Below are 17,532 nucleotides of genomic sequence, written 5' to 3'. Positions count from 1 at the left end.
TACAATGACCAAACCAACAAGCAAATCAAAAAGAGCGCATATTATTTCTCATACGCACTGGGATCGGGAATGGTATTTGCCGTATGAGAAGCATCATATGCGATTGGTGCAACTGGTGGATGCCTTGCTGGATCAGCTCGATCAAGGGCCGGATTTTAAAAGCTTTTACCTGGACGGCCAGACGATCATCATCGATGACTATCTTCAGGTTAGACCTGAGCAGAAGGAACGGCTGGAGAAGCATATTCGCGATGGCCGTATTGTCATAGGGCCTTGGTATATTTTGCAGGATGCCTTCCTGACCAGTGGTGAAGCGAACGTACGTAATATGCAGGTTGGACATCGGGATGCCAAACGTTATGGAACACCTTCAAAGATCGGATACTTCCCAGATACGTTCGGACTTGTGGGTCAGACACCGCAGCTTATGCTGCAATCTGGCATCGATAATGTCTTTTTTGGGCGAGGCGTGAAGCCAACGGGCTTCAACAACATGGTGTCTGACGATGGATACGAATCCAGTTTCTCAGAGCTGATGTGGGAAGGGCCAGATGGATCTAAAGTGCTCGGTGTTTTATTTGCCAACTGGTACTCTAACGGGAATGAGGTTCCAGTGGACGAAGCTTCAGCTCGTAAGTTCTGGGAAACCAAGCTGGCTGACGCGGAGAAATATGCATCGACCAATGAATTGCTGTACATGAACGGGTGTGATCACCAACCGATTCAGAAGGATCTGCCTGAAGCTATCCGCATGGCTGAACAATTGTATCCCGACATCGAGTTTGTTCACTCCAACTTCCCGGACTATCTGTCAGCGTTGAAAGCATCTGCGGTTCAGGAACTGTCTGTTGTAAAAGGAGAGCTGCGCAGCCAGCGTACCGATGGCTGGGGCACTTTGGTGAACACGGCTTCGGCACGCGTTTATCTGAAACAGATGAACCAGCTGGGCCAAGCCATGTTGGAAAAAGTGGCTGAGCCACTGGCTTCGTACGCGCACCTGCTAGGTCATCCATATCCTCATGATCAGTTTACCTATGCCTGGAAAACGTTGATGCAGAATCATCCGCATGACAGCATCTGTGGCTGTAGCGTTGACGAGGTACATCGCGAGATGGTCACCCGGTTTGATAAGAGCCGTCATGTCGCTGAGGCCCTGATTGAGGATAGCACCAGCCAAATCGCTGCAGCTGTGGATACTTCAACCTTTGAACGATATGGTGATGAAGCGCGGCCTGTGGTTGTGTTTAACACATCGGGATGGGAGCGCAGCGGTGTGGTTCAGATTGAACTGGATGCGGCCCGTCTGTACTTCCGTGAAGGCTTCTCATTGGAAGATATGGCAGCCCAAATGAACGCCATCGACCTGTCAGGTCGTATATTGGTGGATGAAAAAGGCAACCCGGTTCCGTGTACGGTAGAAGATCTGGGTCTGCAATTCGGCTATGATCTGCCGGATGATCGATTCCGTCAGCCATATAGCTGTCGTCGGGTGAGAATCACCTTTGAAGCAGAGAATGTGCCTGCACTTGGCCTGAAGACGTATGCCTTGGTTCGCATGGACAGCCATGCTGCGAGTGATTCAAATACACTGCTGCGTGGTGAACGTGGCATGGAAAATGAATATTTTAACGTAACTATTGCAGACAACGGGTCTTTTGCACTCACGGATAAACGGACAGGCCGGACGTATAAAGATCTTGGCGTGTATGAAAATGTCGGTGATATCGGCAATGAGTACATGTTCAAGCAACCGGAGAACGAAGTAGCATTGACTACGAAGGATCTTCGGGCCGAAATTCGTGTTATTGAAGATGCGCCTTACAGAGCTTCGTACGAAATTGTTCATCATTGGGAAATTCCTGAATCCGCTGACGAAACGCTTGATCGTGAGCAGCGGGAACTGATTTATTATCCGCATCGCAAAGCTCAACGTTCCAAACAAATGGTTACGCTCAAGATCCGAACCATTGTGTCGTTAAGCCGCAGTGGAAAAGGCATCAAGCTCGAAACAACCTTTAACAATCAGGCGAAGGATCATCGGGTGCGGGCACTCTTCCCGACGGATCTGACAGCTGCTGTTCATCACGTTGACTCGATGTTCGAAATTGCTACTCGCGATAATACGCCTGCACCGGAATGGCAGAATCCGAGCAATACCCAGCATCAGCAAAGTTTTGTTGATGTGAGTGAGGATCAGGCTGGATTGGTTGTAGCCAATCTGGGGCTGAATGAATATGAGGTTCTTGAGGATGGACGGAATACGATTGCCGTGACATTGCTTCGTGCGGTGGGAGAGCTTGGAGACTGGGGATTGTTCCCTACACCGGAAGCTCAGTGTCTTGGTGAGCATTCCTTCCAACTGGAGATTATCCCTCATGACGGGAACGGAGCAACTTCCGGAGCGTACATTGAAGCTTATCAGTTCCAGATTCCATGGACTTTGGCTCAGACGAACGTGCACCCGGGATTCCTGACGCCGAGCAACTCACCGTTTGAGTGGCAAGGGGACGGTCTTGCTTTTTCTTCACTGAAGGTGAACGAGGATTCGGGTGATCTGATGTTGCGTTGGTATAATATGGGGTCGAATACAACTGGGTTGAAGTTTGCTGCTTCTGAGTCCATCCCGCAAGCATTGGAAGATGCATATCAGAGCAACATTCTGGAAGAAGAGACAGGCAAACTGAATGCTTCGATGATAAATGAATCTTCAACTGCCTTGACTAGCAAAGAATGGGCTCTTCAAGCGGGACCTTGTGAGATTGTTACGGTGGGGTTGCGTCGTTAATTTTCCAAGCGTGATCGGATCAATTTTTTGTGTACTGACTAACCGAAGTTCTGTGTACTGTCATGGAATGGATAATGCTTTTTCCAGCTGAAAATGTTGAGTTATTCCTCAAGTTTATATAGAATGAACAGTAGAATTACAAGCGATCGAAGGTTACCCTGCCATCATGATGGTCATCGTAAAATTCAATTGTTCATTCTATATTGAAACTATTAAGGGGGCTTGAAGCCATGGAATCCTTGGGAGGACTGCTTCAGCAGCTGAATCCTTCCTTTCGTGAACAGTCGCGGCGGATTGCGGCGGAATTGATGGAAGATCCGTACGTACGCGAATTCCGCGCAGGTCATCCTGAACTGAAAGATGCACAGCTTATTACCGATCTGAGCAAGCTGTATCAGTATGCCAAAGATTCGAAGAACTGTGCGAACTGTCCGGGGCTCGACAACTGTCCTAACGATTTCCAGGGTCACTTTTGCAAACTGGAAGTAGAGCATTTTAACGGTAAACCCGAAATTATAGATAAAAAAGCACCTTGTTCCAAACATATCGCCCGGCAAAATGAGCATGTTATCAAGCAAAGAATCCGCAGCTTCTATGTGGACGAGCGTGCACTCAATGCAGGATATAACGATGTGGAAATCATGGGCAAGGATCGGATGCGTGCTCCGGCGGTGAACCAGGTTCTGCGTTATATTAACGACACCAAGGAGAATGGATTGTCTCCGCAAGGACTGTTTTTGGAAGGATCATTTGGAACGGGCAAGACGTTTCTGATGTGTTATCTGCTGCATGAACTCGCGGTTGTGGGCCACACAGGTGTTATTATCTATATGCCTGATTTTGTGGAGGATCTGAAATCCATGATCAGTGAAGGAAACAAGCTGAAGGAAACGACGGATATTCTGAAAAGCTGTGATCTGCTCATCTTTGATGATATTGGGGCAGAGAATCTGAACCCTTGGGTTCGGGATCATGTGATGGGTTCCATTCTGAACTACCGTATGAATCGCAAACCTACATTTTACACGTCCAACTATAACTTGGATGGGCTGGAGAAACATCTTAGCTTCACCAGCAGGGACGGCGAGGAAATGAACAAAGGCCAGCGTTTGATGGACCGGATTCGTCCGTTTGTTGATGTCATCTCGGTTCGGGGTGAGAATCAGCGGGGCAAACGTTAATTTCTACTTATGTTACCGATCTGATCTATTTTTTACTCTTATAGTCCCAAAAAAAGCCTGGCTTTCGCATCGTCGCGAAAACCGGGCTTTTTTGGCCTGCGTGCAGCCTGAAGTTCCTATTCGGTGATAAATTTGAAAATCACCATTCCGAAAAAGATAACCGTCATCAGGCCGGCCATGCCAGCAACACCCGCTATCAGATCAAACAGATCGTTACGGGGTTCCTCGTTCACATGTTCACGCGGGTCGTTGATCCGCACATTTGCATCCATGGTATTGCCTCCTTATGGGGATAACAACTCGCCCTTACAGGGAGCTGCAGCCCGGAGTAATTTTAGTATACTTGGAAAAGAAAGCGTTTGTAAAGATTTTGCAGTGAACCTGCAAGTTCTTCAATTGTGAAGATTTGATGTTGGGAAGATGAACATTGATGTGTTCATTTCACAACATTAGAGTACCTGTGTTATACTGGAAGTGTCGTTCACGACGTTACAGGTTAAAATAAACCGTAAGTATATATAAGGAGGACAATTTCATGGCTATTGTTAACGTATCCGATCAATCCTTCAACGCTGAAGTCGAAGGCGAAGGAACGGTTCTTGTTGATTTCTGGGCGCCTTGGTGCGGTCCTTGTAAAATGCTCGCTCCAATCCTGGAAGAGCTGTCCACCGAAGTTGGCGATGCAGTGAAAATTGCTAAAGTCAATGTGGACGAAAATCCGGAATCCGCTTCCCGCTTTGGCGTAATGAGCATTCCAACATTGATCTTCTTCAAAGATGGTCAACCGGTTGATAAAGTGGTTGGTCTGAACTCGAAAGATGCTCTCAAAGGAATTATCGAAAAACACCAATAATTAACCAAGATTTCACATACGCCTCCGGTTATGCGCCGGGGGCGTTTTGCGTCGAATACTTTCATATAGGACAATATAAGATATACTATTTATTATAAGGTGAAACTGAAATTTACATGAACAACGGAGAGGGCAGAAATGACCTGTAGAAACGAAGTGGTCGCCAAAAAGCTTTCTGAAAGAAAGCTGCTTCGTAAGCATGCGCTATCCCCGGATTTATACGTTATAAGAAAAGAATCAAAGAAATCTGGGGGTAACAGCGATCGAAAGGTCATTCTGTCATCAGAGTGCCTCATGTAAGGTGAAGCTATCAGCTTTCTCAGTAATCGGGAAGGAGGACCCACCGAATTATGGATGAATTCATTACAAATGTGCAGGAACAGGAGAAGGCACTGGAGCAGATCCGCCACAAGTTGGCTTTGCTGCCCGACATGTCTGGCTGCTACCTGATGAAAAACAGTGAAGGTACCATTATCTATGTAGGTAAAGCCAAAGTGCTGAAGAATCGCGTAAGATCATATTTTATCGGCAGTCATAATGGGAAGACACAGCGCCTGGTGTCCGAAATCCGTGATTTCGAATATATCGTTACCGGCAGTAATATGGAAGCACTCATTCTGGAGTGTAACCTGATCAAGAAACATATGCCGCGGTATAACGTGTTGCTCAAGGATGATAAGACATTTCCTTACCTTAAAATTACGAATGAAAAGCATCCCCGACTCGAAGTGACCCGGCGGGTGCTCAAAGATAAAGCCAAATACTTCGGACCTTATCCGAATTCATATGCGGCACACCAAACGAAAAAGCTGCTTGACCGGATGTATCCGTTACGCAAATGCGGCGTGATGCCGAAGGAAGTATGCCTGTATTATCATATGGGACAGTGCCTCGCTCCCTGTGTGCAAGAAGTGGGCAAGGAGCAGTATGATGAGATTTCCCAGGAGATCAGTTCTTTTCTAAGTGGAGGCCATGAGGAGATCAAGAAGGATTTACAGCGCAAAATGCAGGAAGCGGCTGAGGATCTGTATTTTGAACGAGCCAAGGAACTTCGGGATCAGGTCATTGCCATTGATGCGATGATGGAAAAACAGAAAATTACGATGGCGGACGCCAGAGACCGCGATGTGTTTGGTTTTGCCATTGATAAAGGCTGGATGTGTGTCCAGATTCTATATATGCGTCAGGGGAAAATGATCGAACGCCACGTATCGACGTTCCCGTTTTACGGTGAGGCCTACAGTGACTTTATGTCTTACGTGACCCAGTACTATAGTGATAATCCAGCATTGCCACAGGAGATCTTACTGCCGGAAATGCCAAAAGATCTTGCAGCGGGTGACGACAGTGCTGATGCTGATGCAGTGGTACCTGCGGCGGTGACAGCCGAGTCAGAACAGACAACGCACTTGGCGCAAGATTCTGCGATGGATTTACGTGTTGCCGAGTCCCGTGCATCCTATGGCGATATCCAACCGGAAGCAGAGGCTGAGGAAGCTGCGATGGCTATACAGGACGACGCTGTTGCTCAGGAAGATGTATCGGCTGATAAACAGCCTCCAGGCTTCGAAGATCCATCTCAGGTCGCAGCAGCATTGCAGGAATGGCTGGAAATTAAAGTCCACATTCCGCAGCGCGGATTGAAACGGCAGATGATCACGATGGCTGTAGATAACGCGCGTGTAGCGTTGGAGGAGAAATTCCGTCTGATCGAGCGAAACGAAGAGCGAACCTCGAAAGCTGCTGAAGGACTGGGGCGCTTTATTGGACTGGATCAGCTTCACCGTATTGAAGCGTTTGATAACTCGAACATCCAGGGCACGAACCCGGTATCTGCCATGATTGTATTTACTGATGGTAAACCCGATAAGAAAGAATACCGCAAATACAAAGTGCGTTCGGTTGAAGGACCGGATGATTATGAAACGATGCGAGAAGTTATCCGTCGCCGTTACGAGCGGGTATTGAAAGAAAATCTGACCCAGCCTGACCTGATCGTGGTCGATGGCGGCAAAGGACAGATCTCGGCTGCGGTCGATATTTTGGAAAATGAGCTGGGGCTGTTTATTCCGGTATGTGGACTGGTGAAGGATGCGAAGCACAAGACCTCACAATTGATGATCGGCAATCCGCCGGAAGTCATCTCTCTGCCGCGTGACAGTCAGGAGTTCTACCTGTTGCAGCGGATTCAGGATGAGGTTCACCGTTTTGCAATTTCGTTCCACCGTGAGCAGCGTGGGAAATCGATGGTGACTTCCCGTCTGGATGCCATTCCGGGCATTGGAGAAAAGCGGCGTAAGCTGCTGTTGAAGCATTTTGGCTCTTTACGCAAAATAAAAGAGGCCAGCGTCGAAGACTTCCGGCCTCTATCCATTGGTGACAAGCTTGCGAATCAGATTATTGCAGCACTTCGTGATGAGGAGTCGTGACATACGGCTTCTCTTTTTGTTTTGGATTCATCTTATAGATGACATAACCAACGATCGCCGGAAGCACAATCCAGAAAAGTCCTGCGGAAATGTTCAGTGCATCACCCATGAAGATCAGGCTTAGCCCCATCAACAGGCTGTCAAAGATAACATGTGCGAATACAACGGCGATGAAGCCGTGACGCAGCATGATCAGACTGAACAGGAGTCCGATGACAGTAAGCTCTATTGGACGTGTGATGACCGGATAGATCGGGTACAAGGTGTGTCCCAGAGCCCAGATTAATGTTGGGATAAGGCAGGCAATGAACGTATTGCGTACAACCTTCTGCATCATGCGAATCCCGAACAGGCGATACACTGTTTCCTCACCGATTCCCGCCATCCAGGCCATAATCGGGAAGATCCAGGCATAACTCATGTTGTATGTGGACTGGTCAGCCGATGTTGTTGACCAGCTTCCAATACTGCGCTCCAGAATAAAGAACAGTACCGATTGCACACCCAACAGAATCAACGCCCATAAGTAACCTGTATACATACTGTGCAGTACATATTTGCCGTATCCGGGTTCTTTGGCCCGAGGCCAAGGATTCAGGCCGATTTTGCGCCACATGCCGTCACCGGCAACGAGCGACAGATAGATGGTTGCACTCATGACCAGCGTTATCCCAGCCTGCATGACCATCAGGAAAGTCAGCATAAAGTTAGACAGCCCCTGCGCCTGAAAGAGCGGAATCATGTTCAGTGTGCCAATCACGGAAGCCGCAAAGTATACCAGAGACAGAACAATTCCGCGTTTGAACGACGTGTGAGCTCTCGTCAGAATACTGTAGATAATCGCGAGCACGCCAAGCACAAAGGTCAGAAAAGCATAACCGCCGTAAGTCATCCAGTTGGCTTGCCGGGTTTGATTTTCTACATAGTCGGTATGGGAGGCAGGGACTGAGAAAACAGATTCGAAGGAGCGGACGGCTCCATTTTCAAATGTAAAGTTCAGTTCCAGCTTGGAATCCCCAATTTGCTTTTCATTATCCGTGTATTGCAGCCCCGCTTCTTCTTCACGGGTGTCCAGCTGAAGTTTTGGCACATTATAACCGAATTCGCCAAGCACGCCAGCGGCAAGCTGTTCTTTTTCATTTAGGGAAAGGTTATCTTCAGCTAAACGTTGAGCAGCATTCACTTTACTTTTGTCCTGCTCAGCCTCGATGGATGCATACAGGGAAGAAGGCAGTTCGCGCTTGAAGCCGACAACTTTTCCTGTTCTCATATGTACGTCAACATTCAAATAACCGCCTTTGTCCTGATCGGGCAAACGAACGCGGTACACATCGTAAGGATAGGCTGTTTCCCATTTCTTGTTATAGGTTTCTAACTGTTTGGTTTTGGCCATATACCCATAGATATCGGAATGGGTTTGGTACGTCACCAGCTCGTTTCCGGTATCCGTCGGAAGGGTATAATCAGGTAGAGAAGCTGCAAAAGATCGTGCCGATTCCGCCGCTTTCTCCTTGCTTATGAAGGAAGTAGACTGGATATCAGTCGTTTGCGATGAGGTGGCAGGAAAGATTTGAAAAACGAAAAACAGAATCAGGCCAATCGCCGCAAGCAACCCTAAACGCTTAAAGTTAGCTTTGAGTACCAAAGGCTGCCCTAAGGGATTCATTTAATATTGTTCCTCCTTTATTAATATGGATATTAAAGTAAAGATAGCACAGCCCAAGCCCCGAATGCCAATGACGAAACGAGAAGTCGTGCAAATGCATGAAAACGAATGAAAATGATCGAAACAATCTGATCTATCCGTCGCCATATCTGAGTTTTTCCCTTTTTGACGGAATTCGATGCTATTTACACAAAAATCGTTTTGTATACAAACGTCGCAGCGCTTATAATTTTGAATCAAATGTCCAATATTCCGCATGTCTTTAGGTTAACAAGGGAACGAATAGAAAGTATAAAATATATTCCAACCTGATGTATATGTGTTACAGCGAAAATCATACATGTTTACGCTCCGAAATGAGGCTTTCCAAGAGCTTGGATCTTCCGTCAAGTCATATGGAAAAGCACGTCGGAGAAAGGCTCCACGTTGGTGGGGTCATTTTCTTTTTGGCAGAGGTGGATGATACTCAAGTGAAAATGAATGTTCAATGGATGCGTCTATCGCCACCCCGAATTCTGGTCCTAGGGTTCGCGGGTATTATATTGCTTGGGACACTTCTGTTGATGCTCCCGGCATCCAGTCGAGGCGGGGTCAGCCTTCCTTTTATTGACGCACTCTTCACGGCAACTTCAGCAGTCTGCGTGACGGGGCTGGTTGTGGTGGATACGGGTACTCATTTTTCGACGTTGGGTCAGATTATCATTGCAATCCTGATTCAGATTGGCGGTCTTGGCTTTATGACGATGTCGACACTGGTGGCGATTGCATTCAAACGGCGGATCTCTCTGCGTGAGCGGTTGATTTTGCAGGAAGCGATGAACCAGAGTACGATGGAGGGCATTGTCCGCCTTATTCGCAAGGTTGTGATCTACTCGCTCATATTGGAAGGCATATGTGGCACGTTATTCGCCATTCGGTGGTCGTTTGATATGCCGATGGGGCAGGCCGTCTATTATGGATATTGGCATGCGATCTCCATGTTCAACAATGCCGGGTTTGATATGTTCGGAGATTTCCGCAGCTTAACCGGGTATGTGTATGATCCGCTCGTGAATTTTACAGCCATGTTCCTGATCATTGCAGGCGGTATTGGTTTTGTCGTTCTGTCTGATCTGGTGGAGTACCGGAGGACGAGGAAGCTGTCGCTGCATTCCAAAGTGGTATTGCTGACGACAGGATTGTTAATCGTATTTGGCGCTCTAGTTATATTTGTATTTGAATTCAGTAATCCCCGGACCCTGGGGGGGTTGAACTGGGGTGGTAAAATTCTCGGTTCGTTCTTCCAGTCGGTTTCCCCGAGAACAGCAGGGGCGAATACAGTAGATATTGCTGGCCTGAGACAGGCAACGCAATTTTTCATCATTATATTAATGTTTATTGGTGCTTCCCCTGGTTCTACGGGAGGCGGTATTAAAACCACCACATTCATGATTATGGCCGGAGCTGTCATTGCCATGATGCGGGGGCGGGAAGATATCGTCTTTTTCAGATATCGGCTCCTACAGGAACGGATTTTCAAAGCACTGACGATTACACTGCTTGCACTGTTGCTCATTATTGCCGTTACGATGGTGCTTAGTACGACGGAAGACAGCAGCTTTTTGATGATATTATTTGAGACAACATCCGCCTTCGGCACTGTAGGTTTATCTATGGGGCTTACACTGAAGCTGACCACGATCGGCAAGCTTTTGATCTGTTTCACCATGTTTGCAGGACGTCTTGGACCAATTACGCTCGCGTATGCACTCGGACAGAAAAAGGGTAAAGAGTTGTACAGGTATCCGGAAGGCAAAATGATTATTGGATAAGGGGTTCGTGAAGAACAATGAAAACACAGCAGTTTGCGGTAATTGGGCTTGGACGCTTTGGCTCCAGTCTGGCACAGGAATTAATGGAGCTTGGCTATGAAGTGCTGGGGATCGATAAAAATGAAGAAGTCGTCGAAGACATGAGTGAATTGGTCACCCATGCCGTCGTCGCGGATTCCACGGATGAGGAAGTGCTGCGCTCCCTGGGCATCCGCAATTTTGACTGCTGTATCGTTGCCATCGGGGCGGATATCCAGACCAGCATTCTCACTGCCATTTTACTGAAGGAACTCGGTGTAAAAACAGTTGTGGCCAAAGCCATTTCAGTTCTTCATGGACGGGCACTGGACAAGCTGGGAATCGATCGTGTCGTTTATCCTGAGCGTGATATGGGAATCCGGGTTGCCCATCAGCTCGTCACCCCGAATCTGCTCGATTATATCGAATTGTCCGATGATTACAGTATTGTGGAGATGAAAGTTCCAGCCTGTCTGCATAATAAAACGCTGTCCACTCTGAATGCTCGAGTACGCTTTGGTTGCAGCATTGTAGCGTTACAAAAGGAAGCCGGGGTCATTATTGCCCCGACTGCACTGGACTCGCTTCAGATGGGTGATATCATGGTAATTATCGGCATGAATGATGACATTGACCGTTTTGAGGAAGAAGTGATCAGCCAAGAGAGCTAGAGCTGAGTCTATTAAATGAAAGCAGAGCATTGAGCTCGGCTGATTGATATGAATGCTAAGGCGTCGGCGTCCTCCGTGAGGGCAGCGGCGCCTTTGCTGTAAAGAGCGCAGCCGTTTCCCTGACCCACTGTCTGGAGGTTTGGCTGAGGTCTTCCTTTTCCCCATAGATCATGCAGGTTGTGCGACGGGTCTGCTGCAGTTGCGGCAGATATACCGAGACGAGATCATTGTCCGCAAGCAATTGAGGGCGGAGATACGATTTGGGCAACAGGGCTGCGGCTTTGCAGGTAGGCAGAAGACGGACAATCGCTTCAAAGGAGTCAATCTCCATGCGAATATCCGGCATCACGGCGCAGCGCTGGAACAGGTCGTCGGTTAATTTGCGATACCAGGTTCCTTTGGAGAACGTAATCATCGGCAGGTCTTGCAAATGCTCCATTCCGGCTTCTTTACCCGATAGCGGATGTGTTAAAGGCACAACCAGCTCCAGATGATCATCAAAGAGCGGAACACAGTTCAGCCCGGCTTCACTTATGGAAGAGGCAACGATGCCCACATCTGCTTTTTTATCCCGTACAAAAGAGACAATTTCATGCGTTTTCCCTGTCACCAGCTTGATTTCCGCGTTCGGATGTTTCTCCATAAAGGCATTTACCAGCGGTGGCAATGTTGTTTGAAGCGTTGTCAGACTGGCTCCAAGCGTAATGGAGCTTTGTTCTTCGTCTTTGTATTGGGCCAGCATGGTCAGAAATTTCTGTTGCTGCTGTTTCTGCTCTACCGCGAAAGTGTACGCGAACTGACCAACGCTGGTTAATTCAAGTCGTTTACCACGGCGATGAAAGAGCGCCACGCCGAGTTCATCCTCCAATTTGGAGATTTTGCGAGATAGCGCGGGCTGTGAAAGATTCAGCAATTTCGATGCACGGTTCAGACTGGACTGCTCTACAACCGCCGCAAAAGCGTTTAATTCCTCGAACATGAGCACTAACCTCTTTTCTACTGAACGTATGAACGTACTTTGCGTGAGGCATCTCCTTGTCAAATATTTCTCCATGTTGTATGGCCTGCACGACCGATGTTTATAACTTATACCTATAGGTTATAACATTTAATAATTATATTGCAATTCCCTTATAAGAAAAAAAGGAGTAACATGAATCGTGACACAAGTTGTTCACACCTGAAGAAAACGGAACAATTTGTCGAACCTTTCCTTGGGAAAGGTTTGTGTCATGATAAGCGAATTTTATTTATGAAAACGTTGTATTTAGCGAAAGGGGATCGACATTTTATGAAAGGGTTTTACTCCAGAAAGCTGCACTCCTTGCTTGGCGTCATTCCGCTCAGTCTGTTTTTCATTGAGCATATGGTGACGAACTTCTCGGCAGTTGAAGGCGGCAAAGAAGGCTTTAACGATGCAGTTGCATTTCTGAATGGCCTGCCGCTCGTGATTGTACTTGAAACGCTTCTCATCTGGTTGCCGCTGTTCTATCACGGTGTATATGGTTTGTACATTGCCTATCAGGCCAAGCCTAACGTGGGACGTTTTGGCAATGAGCGCAACTGGCGCTATACGTTGCAGCGCGTCAGCGGTGTCATTACGTTTGTGTTCGTCATCTGGCATATTTGGGAAACTCGTTTCCAGGTTGCGCTGGGGAATGTCACACACGAAGAGCTTGGCGGTGTCATACACGGCATCGTGATGAACCCGGTAACGTTTATTTTATATCTGATCAGTGTGGTTGCGGCATCTTATCACTTTGCCAACGGTTTGTGGTCGTTCCTGGTTAGCTGGGGAATTACCGTCGGTCCGCGTGCGCAGCGTGTATCTTCCTACATCTGCATGAGCTTGTTTGCTATTGTAGCTCTCATGTTTATTGCATCGCTGCTTGCTTTCCGGAGCATGGATTTCCAGGTAGCCACTTCTATGATTGACGCAGTTAAGACAGTTCTGATTTAAGCATTTGGACTTTAAATGCTGACTTATAAGGGAGTGAACAGCAATGGCATCATCTAATGTAATTATTGTGGGCGGAGGTCTCGCGGGATTGATGGCGGCGATCAAATCGGCTGAAGCCGGAGTCCATGTTCATTTATTTTCACTGGTTCCCGTCAAAAGATCCCACTCCGTATGTGCCCAAGGCGGTATCAACGGTGCGGTAAATACCAAAGGTGAGGGCGACTCCCCATGGGTACACTTTGACGATACCGTATATGGCGGTGACTTTTTGGCGAATCAGCCTCCAGTCAAAGCGATGTGTGAAGCGGCACCAGGCATTATTCACCTGATGGACCGGATGGGCGTAATGTTCAACCGGACACCGGAAGGTTTGCTCGATTTCCGTCGTTTCGGTGGAACGAAGCATCACCGTACAGCGTTTGCTGGTGCAACGACTGGACAACAATTGCTCTACGCGCTGGATGAGCAAGTACGTCGCTGGGAAGCAGCCGGTCTCGTTACGAAATATGAGAACTGGGAGTTCCTGCAGGCGGTTGTGGATGACGAAGGCACCTGCCGCGGGATTGTAGCACAGGATCTGAAAACAATGAAGGTACAAACGTTCCCGGCAGAAGCCGTTATTCTGGCGAGCGGCGGCCCTGGCATTATTTTCGGTAAAACAACCAACTCGGTTATCAATACAGGTACTGCCGCTAGTGCGGTGTATCAGCAAGGTGTAAATTACGCGAACGGTGAGTTCATTCAGATTCACCCGACTGCCATTCCAGGCGATGACAAACTGCGTCTGATGTCCGAATCGGCTCGTGGTGAAGGTGGACGGATCTGGACGTACAAAGACGGCAAGCCTTGGTACTTCCTCGAAGAAAAATATCCGTCATACGGTAACCTTGTTCCGCGTGATATCGCGACGCGTGAAATTTTCAGCGTCTGCGTGGATATGGGCCTCGGCGTGAACGGCGAGAACATGGTATATCTCGACTTGTCCCACAAAGATCCGAAGGAGCTGGATGTGAAGCTCGGCGGAATCATTGAGATCTACGAGAAGTTCATGGGCGATGACCCACGTAAAATCCCGATGAAAATTTTCCCGGCAGTCCATTATTCCATGGGCGGCATGTGGGTAGATTATAACCAAATGACCAACATTCCAGGACTGTTCGCAGCTGGTGAATGTGAATACCAATACCATGGTGCAAACCGTCTGGGTGCAAATTCCCTGGTATCGGCAATCTACGGTGGTATGGTGGCTGGACCAAAAGCGGTTGAATATATCAAAGGACTCAAAAAATCGTCCGCAGATATCAGTTCTTCCGTATTCGATGGTTATACCAAGCGCCAAACCGATAAATACGAAGGCATCCTAAATATGCAGGGCAATGAAAATGCTTATGTCATTCACAAAGAGCTTGGCGAGTGGATGACGGCGAATATGACGGTGGTACGTTACAACGATAAGCTGGAAGCGACCATCGGCAAAATTAAGGAATTGAAAGAGCGTTACGGCAAAATCAACATGTACGACACTTCCGGTTGGAACAACCCGGGTGCAGCATTTACCCGTCAGCTGTGGAACATGCTTGAACTGGCAGAAGCAATGACGCTGGGCGCATTGCTGCGTAACGAAAGCCGTGGAGCGCATTACAAGCCGGAGTTCACTGAACGGAACGATGAGGAATTCCTGAAAACAACGATCGCAAGCTGGTCGAAGGAAGGTCCAAAAATTTCGTACGAGCCTGTAGACGTTTCCCTGATCCCACCACGGATCCGCGACTACTCGAAGGATTAATTAAAGCGAAATTTCGGTCTATTCATAAAGTTAAAGACTTAGCAACTTAACGGAAAAGCAGTAGACACATAGAGGCAAAGCGTACGCGGAGCTTCTCAAAGTTACTGCTAACCAGAATGAATTATTGCTACTTTCAGTAAAGCGGCTTATGTGCACGACGCAGCGGAGGAAGCAGAAATGCCCAGAAGAAGCGAAGCGCCCGCCTTTGCTGTATAACATCAAGAGGATTTATTTTATATTTACATGATCTAAAAGTTAACACCTGAACGGAGAAGGCAGAAGAATACTGAAGAAGCGAAGCGTTCGCCTTTATCCCCGGATTTCCACCCTTATAAAAGTGGATCAAAGAAATCTGGGGATAACAGCGATCGGAAGGATCTTCTGCCAGCGGAGTGACCATTTGTGAACAACATTGTGGTCTTGTAACGATAGCAATCAATCATCGTCACCAAAGGAGGGGACAACGATATGACGGACACAGCTACAGCAAAAAAAACCGTCAAGTTTATCATCACCCGTCAGGACAGCCCGGAGTCATCTTCGTACAACGAAGAGTTTGAGCTTCCGTACCGTCCCGGCATGAACGTTATTAGCGCCCTGATGGAGATCCAGCGGAACCCGGTCAATACAGAAGGCAAGTCCATTGCCCCGGTCTGCTGGGAATCGAACTGTCTCGAAGAAGTCTGTGGAGCATGCTCCATGGTCATCAATGGCAAGCCGCGTCAAGCGTGTGCGGCCCTGATTGACAAGCTCGAACAACCAGTTCGCATCGAACCGATGAAAACCTTCCCGGTGGTTCGTGACCTCGTCATCGACCGTACCCGGATGTTTAACGCCCTGAAACGGGTTAAAGCGTGGATTCCGATTGACGGTACCTATGACCTCGGTCCAGGTCCGCGGATGCCTGAGAAGAAACGTCAGTGGGCTTACGAGCTGTCCAAATGTATGACATGTGGTGTATGTCTCGAAGCCTGCCCGAACGTCAATGAGAAAACAGACTTTATCGGTCCGGCAGCTCTTTCTCAAGTACGTCTGTTCAATGCTCACCCAACAGGGGAGATGAACGCTGAAGACCGTCTGGAAGCACTTATGGAAGACGGAGGTATTGAGGGTTGTGGTAACTCGCAGAACTGCGTACGCTCTTGTCCAAAAGGTATTCCGTTGACTACCTCCATTGCCGAAATGAACAAACAAACAACCAAACACATGTTCAAACGCTGGTTGGGCGTGTAATCTAGTCATATCAAATGCAGAACTTCGGATCTGCACCATTAGAAGAAGTCGTGATCCTTGGCATATATAGCCTAAGATCCCGGCTTCTTTTTCTGTACCCGCAAAGGAACCGGGCTAGTCATGCAGAATATGGTATACTAAGGGGATGGATTTGGAGCGGAAGAAGGAGGGGGACGCATGGGAGAAACACCGCGTGAGGGCAGCAAGATCTCGCCGCCCCGGCGCTCGCAGTATGGATCTGATTCGGAAGACTCCATTTTTCCCGGAGAGGAAAAGGATCATGATCCCTCCCGGCGCAGTTTTTTGCTGCGGATGATCTTAATGACGGCGAGTGCCAGTTTGCTCACAGGAGGATATGCCTGGTTGTGGGAGCCTCGTCATCTGGAGATCAAGCATGTTGAATTGAAACTGCCCAAGTTTCCAAAAGCATTCGAGGGACTGCGTGTGATTCAGTTCAGTGATGCCCATCTTGGATTCCATACGGGGCTGAAACAAATGGAGAAGCTGGCTGAAACGATACGGGAACAGCAACCTGATCTGATTTGTTTTACCGGAGATATGGTTGAACGGGAAGCAGAACCGATGCGTGAATGTATTCCTGCACTGGCTTCGATGCAAGCGAAGTATGGTAAATACGCCGTATTGGGGAACCATGATTACCGTGGCCAGCAGCAGCATGAAGTGGAGCTGATGTTCAAAGAGGCCGGTTTCACGTTGCTTCGAAACAGCCATGTTCTGATTGAACGTGGGGATTCACGTATTGCGATCGTAGGTTTGGATGACGCGCTTACGGGCAGACCTGATCCTCTTGTAGCAATCAAGGGATTGAGTAGAGAGGTTTGGAAACTGCTACTTATGCATGAGCCTGATTATGCAGACATTGCAGCACCTTACGGTTTCGGACTACAGCTCTCTGGACACAGTCATGGCGGACAGGTGCGTTTTCCCTGGATAGGCGCACTGACTACACCGAGAGGTTCACTCAAGTATATTCAAGGGTTATATTACGCAGGGGATAAGCATATGCCAGTCTATGTGAACCGTGGCTTTGGCATGACCCAACTGCCGATTCGCTTTTTGTGCAGGCCGGAATTGACGGTTTTTGAATTAAAGGGTTAACAACATAAAGAATATAGAGC

General features: G+C 48.0%; 13 protein-coding genes. 10 read left to right on the top strand and 3 right to left on the bottom strand.

Going from position 1 to position 17,532, the window contains the following annotated elements:
• Positions 1 to 4 precede the first annotated feature (4 nt).
• The gene (locus DC345_RS28295; protein WP_113055982.1) at positions 5 to 2,785 is read left to right on the top strand and encodes an alpha-mannosidase; all 2,781 of its coding nucleotides are present in this window, start codon (positions 5 to 7) and stop codon (positions 2,783 to 2,785) included.
• Positions 2,786 to 3,015: 230 nt separating this feature from the next.
• Positions 3,016 to 3,966 carry a primosomal protein DnaI gene (gene dnaI, locus DC345_RS28290; RefSeq protein WP_053783224.1) on the top strand — a complete coding sequence of 317 codons (951 nt, stop codon included), beginning with the start codon at positions 3,016 to 3,018 and terminating at the stop codon, positions 3,964 to 3,966.
• Positions 3,967 to 4,082: 116 nt separating this feature from the next.
• Here dnaI and DC345_RS28285 read toward each other — a convergent pair whose 3' ends face one another.
• The gene (locus DC345_RS28285) at positions 4,083 to 4,238 is read right to left on the bottom strand and encodes a YqzM family protein (RefSeq protein WP_090810527.1); all 156 of its coding nucleotides are present in this window, start codon (positions 4,236 to 4,238) and stop codon (positions 4,083 to 4,085) included.
• 263 nt (positions 4,239 to 4,501) lie between these two features.
• Between DC345_RS28285 and trxA the strand changes: the two genes are divergently transcribed.
• Together trxA and uvrC are read left to right on the top strand one after the other, a co-directional pair.
• Positions 4,502 to 4,819, top strand: a complete 318-nt coding sequence (gene trxA / locus DC345_RS28280) for a thioredoxin (RefSeq protein ID WP_036605788.1) — start codon at positions 4,502 to 4,504, stop codon at positions 4,817 to 4,819.
• Positions 4,820 to 5,169: 350 nt separating this feature from the next.
• Positions 5,170 to 7,248 (top strand): excinuclease ABC subunit UvrC, encoded by a 2,079-nt coding sequence (gene uvrC / locus DC345_RS28275; protein ID WP_113055981.1) that lies wholly within the window; start codon positions 5,170 to 5,172, stop codon positions 7,246 to 7,248.
• Here the strand turns inward: uvrC and DC345_RS28270 are convergent.
• Positions 7,217 to 8,914 carry a CPBP family intramembrane glutamic endopeptidase gene (locus DC345_RS28270; RefSeq protein ID WP_113055980.1) on the bottom strand — a complete coding sequence of 566 codons (1,698 nt, stop codon included), beginning with the start codon at positions 8,912 to 8,914 and terminating at the stop codon, positions 7,217 to 7,219. The genes uvrC and DC345_RS28270 overlap by 32 nt on opposite strands.
• Positions 8,915 to 9,390: 476 nt before the next feature.
• On the opposite strand from DC345_RS28270, the gene DC345_RS28265 reads away from it, so the two are divergent.
• Both DC345_RS28265 and DC345_RS28260 read left to right on the top strand, forming a co-directional pair.
• Entirely contained in the window at positions 9,391 to 10,725 is a 1,335-nt protein-coding gene (locus DC345_RS28265; RefSeq protein ID WP_397333785.1) for a TrkH family potassium uptake protein, read from the top strand.
• A gap of 17 nt (positions 10,726 to 10,742) precedes the next feature.
• The gene (locus DC345_RS28260; RefSeq protein ID WP_076290888.1) at positions 10,743 to 11,414 is read left to right on the top strand and encodes a potassium channel family protein; all 672 of its coding nucleotides are present in this window, start codon (positions 10,743 to 10,745) and stop codon (positions 11,412 to 11,414) included.
• Between the two features lie 55 nt (positions 11,415 to 11,469).
• Here the strand turns inward: DC345_RS28260 and DC345_RS28255 are convergent, their stop codons facing one another.
• Positions 11,470 to 12,393, bottom strand: coding sequence for a LysR family transcriptional regulator (locus DC345_RS28255; protein WP_113055979.1), 924 nt, complete (start codon positions 12,391 to 12,393; stop codon positions 11,470 to 11,472).
• Positions 12,394 to 12,705: 312 nt separating this feature from the next.
• On the opposite strand from DC345_RS28255, the gene DC345_RS28250 reads away from it, so the two are divergent.
• From DC345_RS28250 to DC345_RS28235, 4 genes are all read left to right on the top strand, one after another.
• A complete protein-coding gene (locus DC345_RS28250) occupies positions 12,706 to 13,374 on the top strand; it encodes a succinate dehydrogenase cytochrome b558 subunit (RefSeq protein ID WP_076290972.1) in 669 nt (222 codons plus the stop codon).
• A 43-nt stretch (positions 13,375 to 13,417) separates the two neighbouring features.
• Complete coding sequence (gene sdhA / locus DC345_RS28245) at positions 13,418 to 15,160, top strand: succinate dehydrogenase flavoprotein subunit (protein WP_113055978.1); 1,743 nt, start codon at positions 13,418 to 13,420, stop codon at positions 15,158 to 15,160.
• A gap of 468 nt (positions 15,161 to 15,628) precedes the next feature.
• Positions 15,629 to 16,393, top strand: coding sequence for a succinate dehydrogenase iron-sulfur subunit (sdhB, locus tag DC345_RS28240; protein WP_053783217.1), 765 nt, complete (start codon positions 15,629 to 15,631; stop codon positions 16,391 to 16,393).
• 177 nt (positions 16,394 to 16,570) lie between these two features.
• Positions 16,571 to 17,512, top strand: a complete 942-nt coding sequence (locus tag DC345_RS28235; RefSeq protein ID WP_113055977.1) for a metallophosphoesterase — start codon at positions 16,571 to 16,573, stop codon at positions 17,510 to 17,512.
• The last annotated feature ends 20 nt before the right edge of the window (positions 17,513 to 17,532 follow it).

Origin of the sequence: Paenibacillus taichungensis (assembly GCF_003287275.1) — a bacterium.
Taxonomy (GTDB): Bacteria; Bacillota; Bacilli; order Paenibacillales; family Paenibacillaceae; genus Paenibacillus; species Paenibacillus taichungensis_A.
Note: the sequence above shows the minus strand (reverse complement) of the source record. Positions and strands in the feature narration are given on the sequence as shown.

Excerpts from the sequence above, each read along its gene's own strand:
- DC345_RS28260 (WP_076290888.1), top strand. The coding sequence starts at position 10,743 with ATGAAAACACAGCAGTTTGCGGTAATTGGGCTTGGACGCTTTGGCTCC.
- uvrC (WP_113055981.1), top strand. The coding sequence starts at position 5,170 with ATGGATGAATTCATTACAAATGTGCAGGAACAGGAGAAGGCACTGGAG.
- sdhA (WP_113055978.1), top strand. The coding sequence starts at position 13,418 with ATGGCATCATCTAATGTAATTATTGTGGGCGGAGGTCTCGCGGGATTG.
- DC345_RS28255 (WP_113055979.1), bottom strand. The coding sequence starts at position 12,393 with ATGTTCGAGGAATTAAACGCTTTTGCGGCGGTTGTAGAGCAGTCCAGT.
- DC345_RS28270 (WP_113055980.1), bottom strand. The coding sequence starts at position 8,914 with ATGAATCCCTTAGGGCAGCCTTTGGTACTCAAAGCTAACTTTAAGCGT.
- DC345_RS28250 (WP_076290972.1), top strand. The coding sequence starts at position 12,706 with ATGAAAGGGTTTTACTCCAGAAAGCTGCACTCCTTGCTTGGCGTCATT.
- trxA (WP_036605788.1), top strand. The coding sequence starts at position 4,502 with ATGGCTATTGTTAACGTATCCGATCAATCCTTCAACGCTGAAGTCGAA.
- dnaI (WP_053783224.1), top strand. The coding sequence starts at position 3,016 with ATGGAATCCTTGGGAGGACTGCTTCAGCAGCTGAATCCTTCCTTTCGT.
- DC345_RS28295 (WP_113055982.1), top strand. The coding sequence starts at position 5 with ATGACCAAACCAACAAGCAAATCAAAAAGAGCGCATATTATTTCTCAT.
- DC345_RS28265 (WP_397333785.1), top strand. The coding sequence starts at position 9,391 with ATGAATGTTCAATGGATGCGTCTATCGCCACCCCGAATTCTGGTCCTA.
- DC345_RS28235 (WP_113055977.1), top strand. The coding sequence starts at position 16,571 with ATGGGAGAAACACCGCGTGAGGGCAGCAAGATCTCGCCGCCCCGGCGC.
- DC345_RS28285 (WP_090810527.1), bottom strand. The coding sequence starts at position 4,238 with ATGGATGCAAATGTGCGGATCAACGACCCGCGTGAACATGTGAACGAG.
- sdhB (WP_053783217.1), top strand. The coding sequence starts at position 15,629 with ATGACGGACACAGCTACAGCAAAAAAAACCGTCAAGTTTATCATCACC.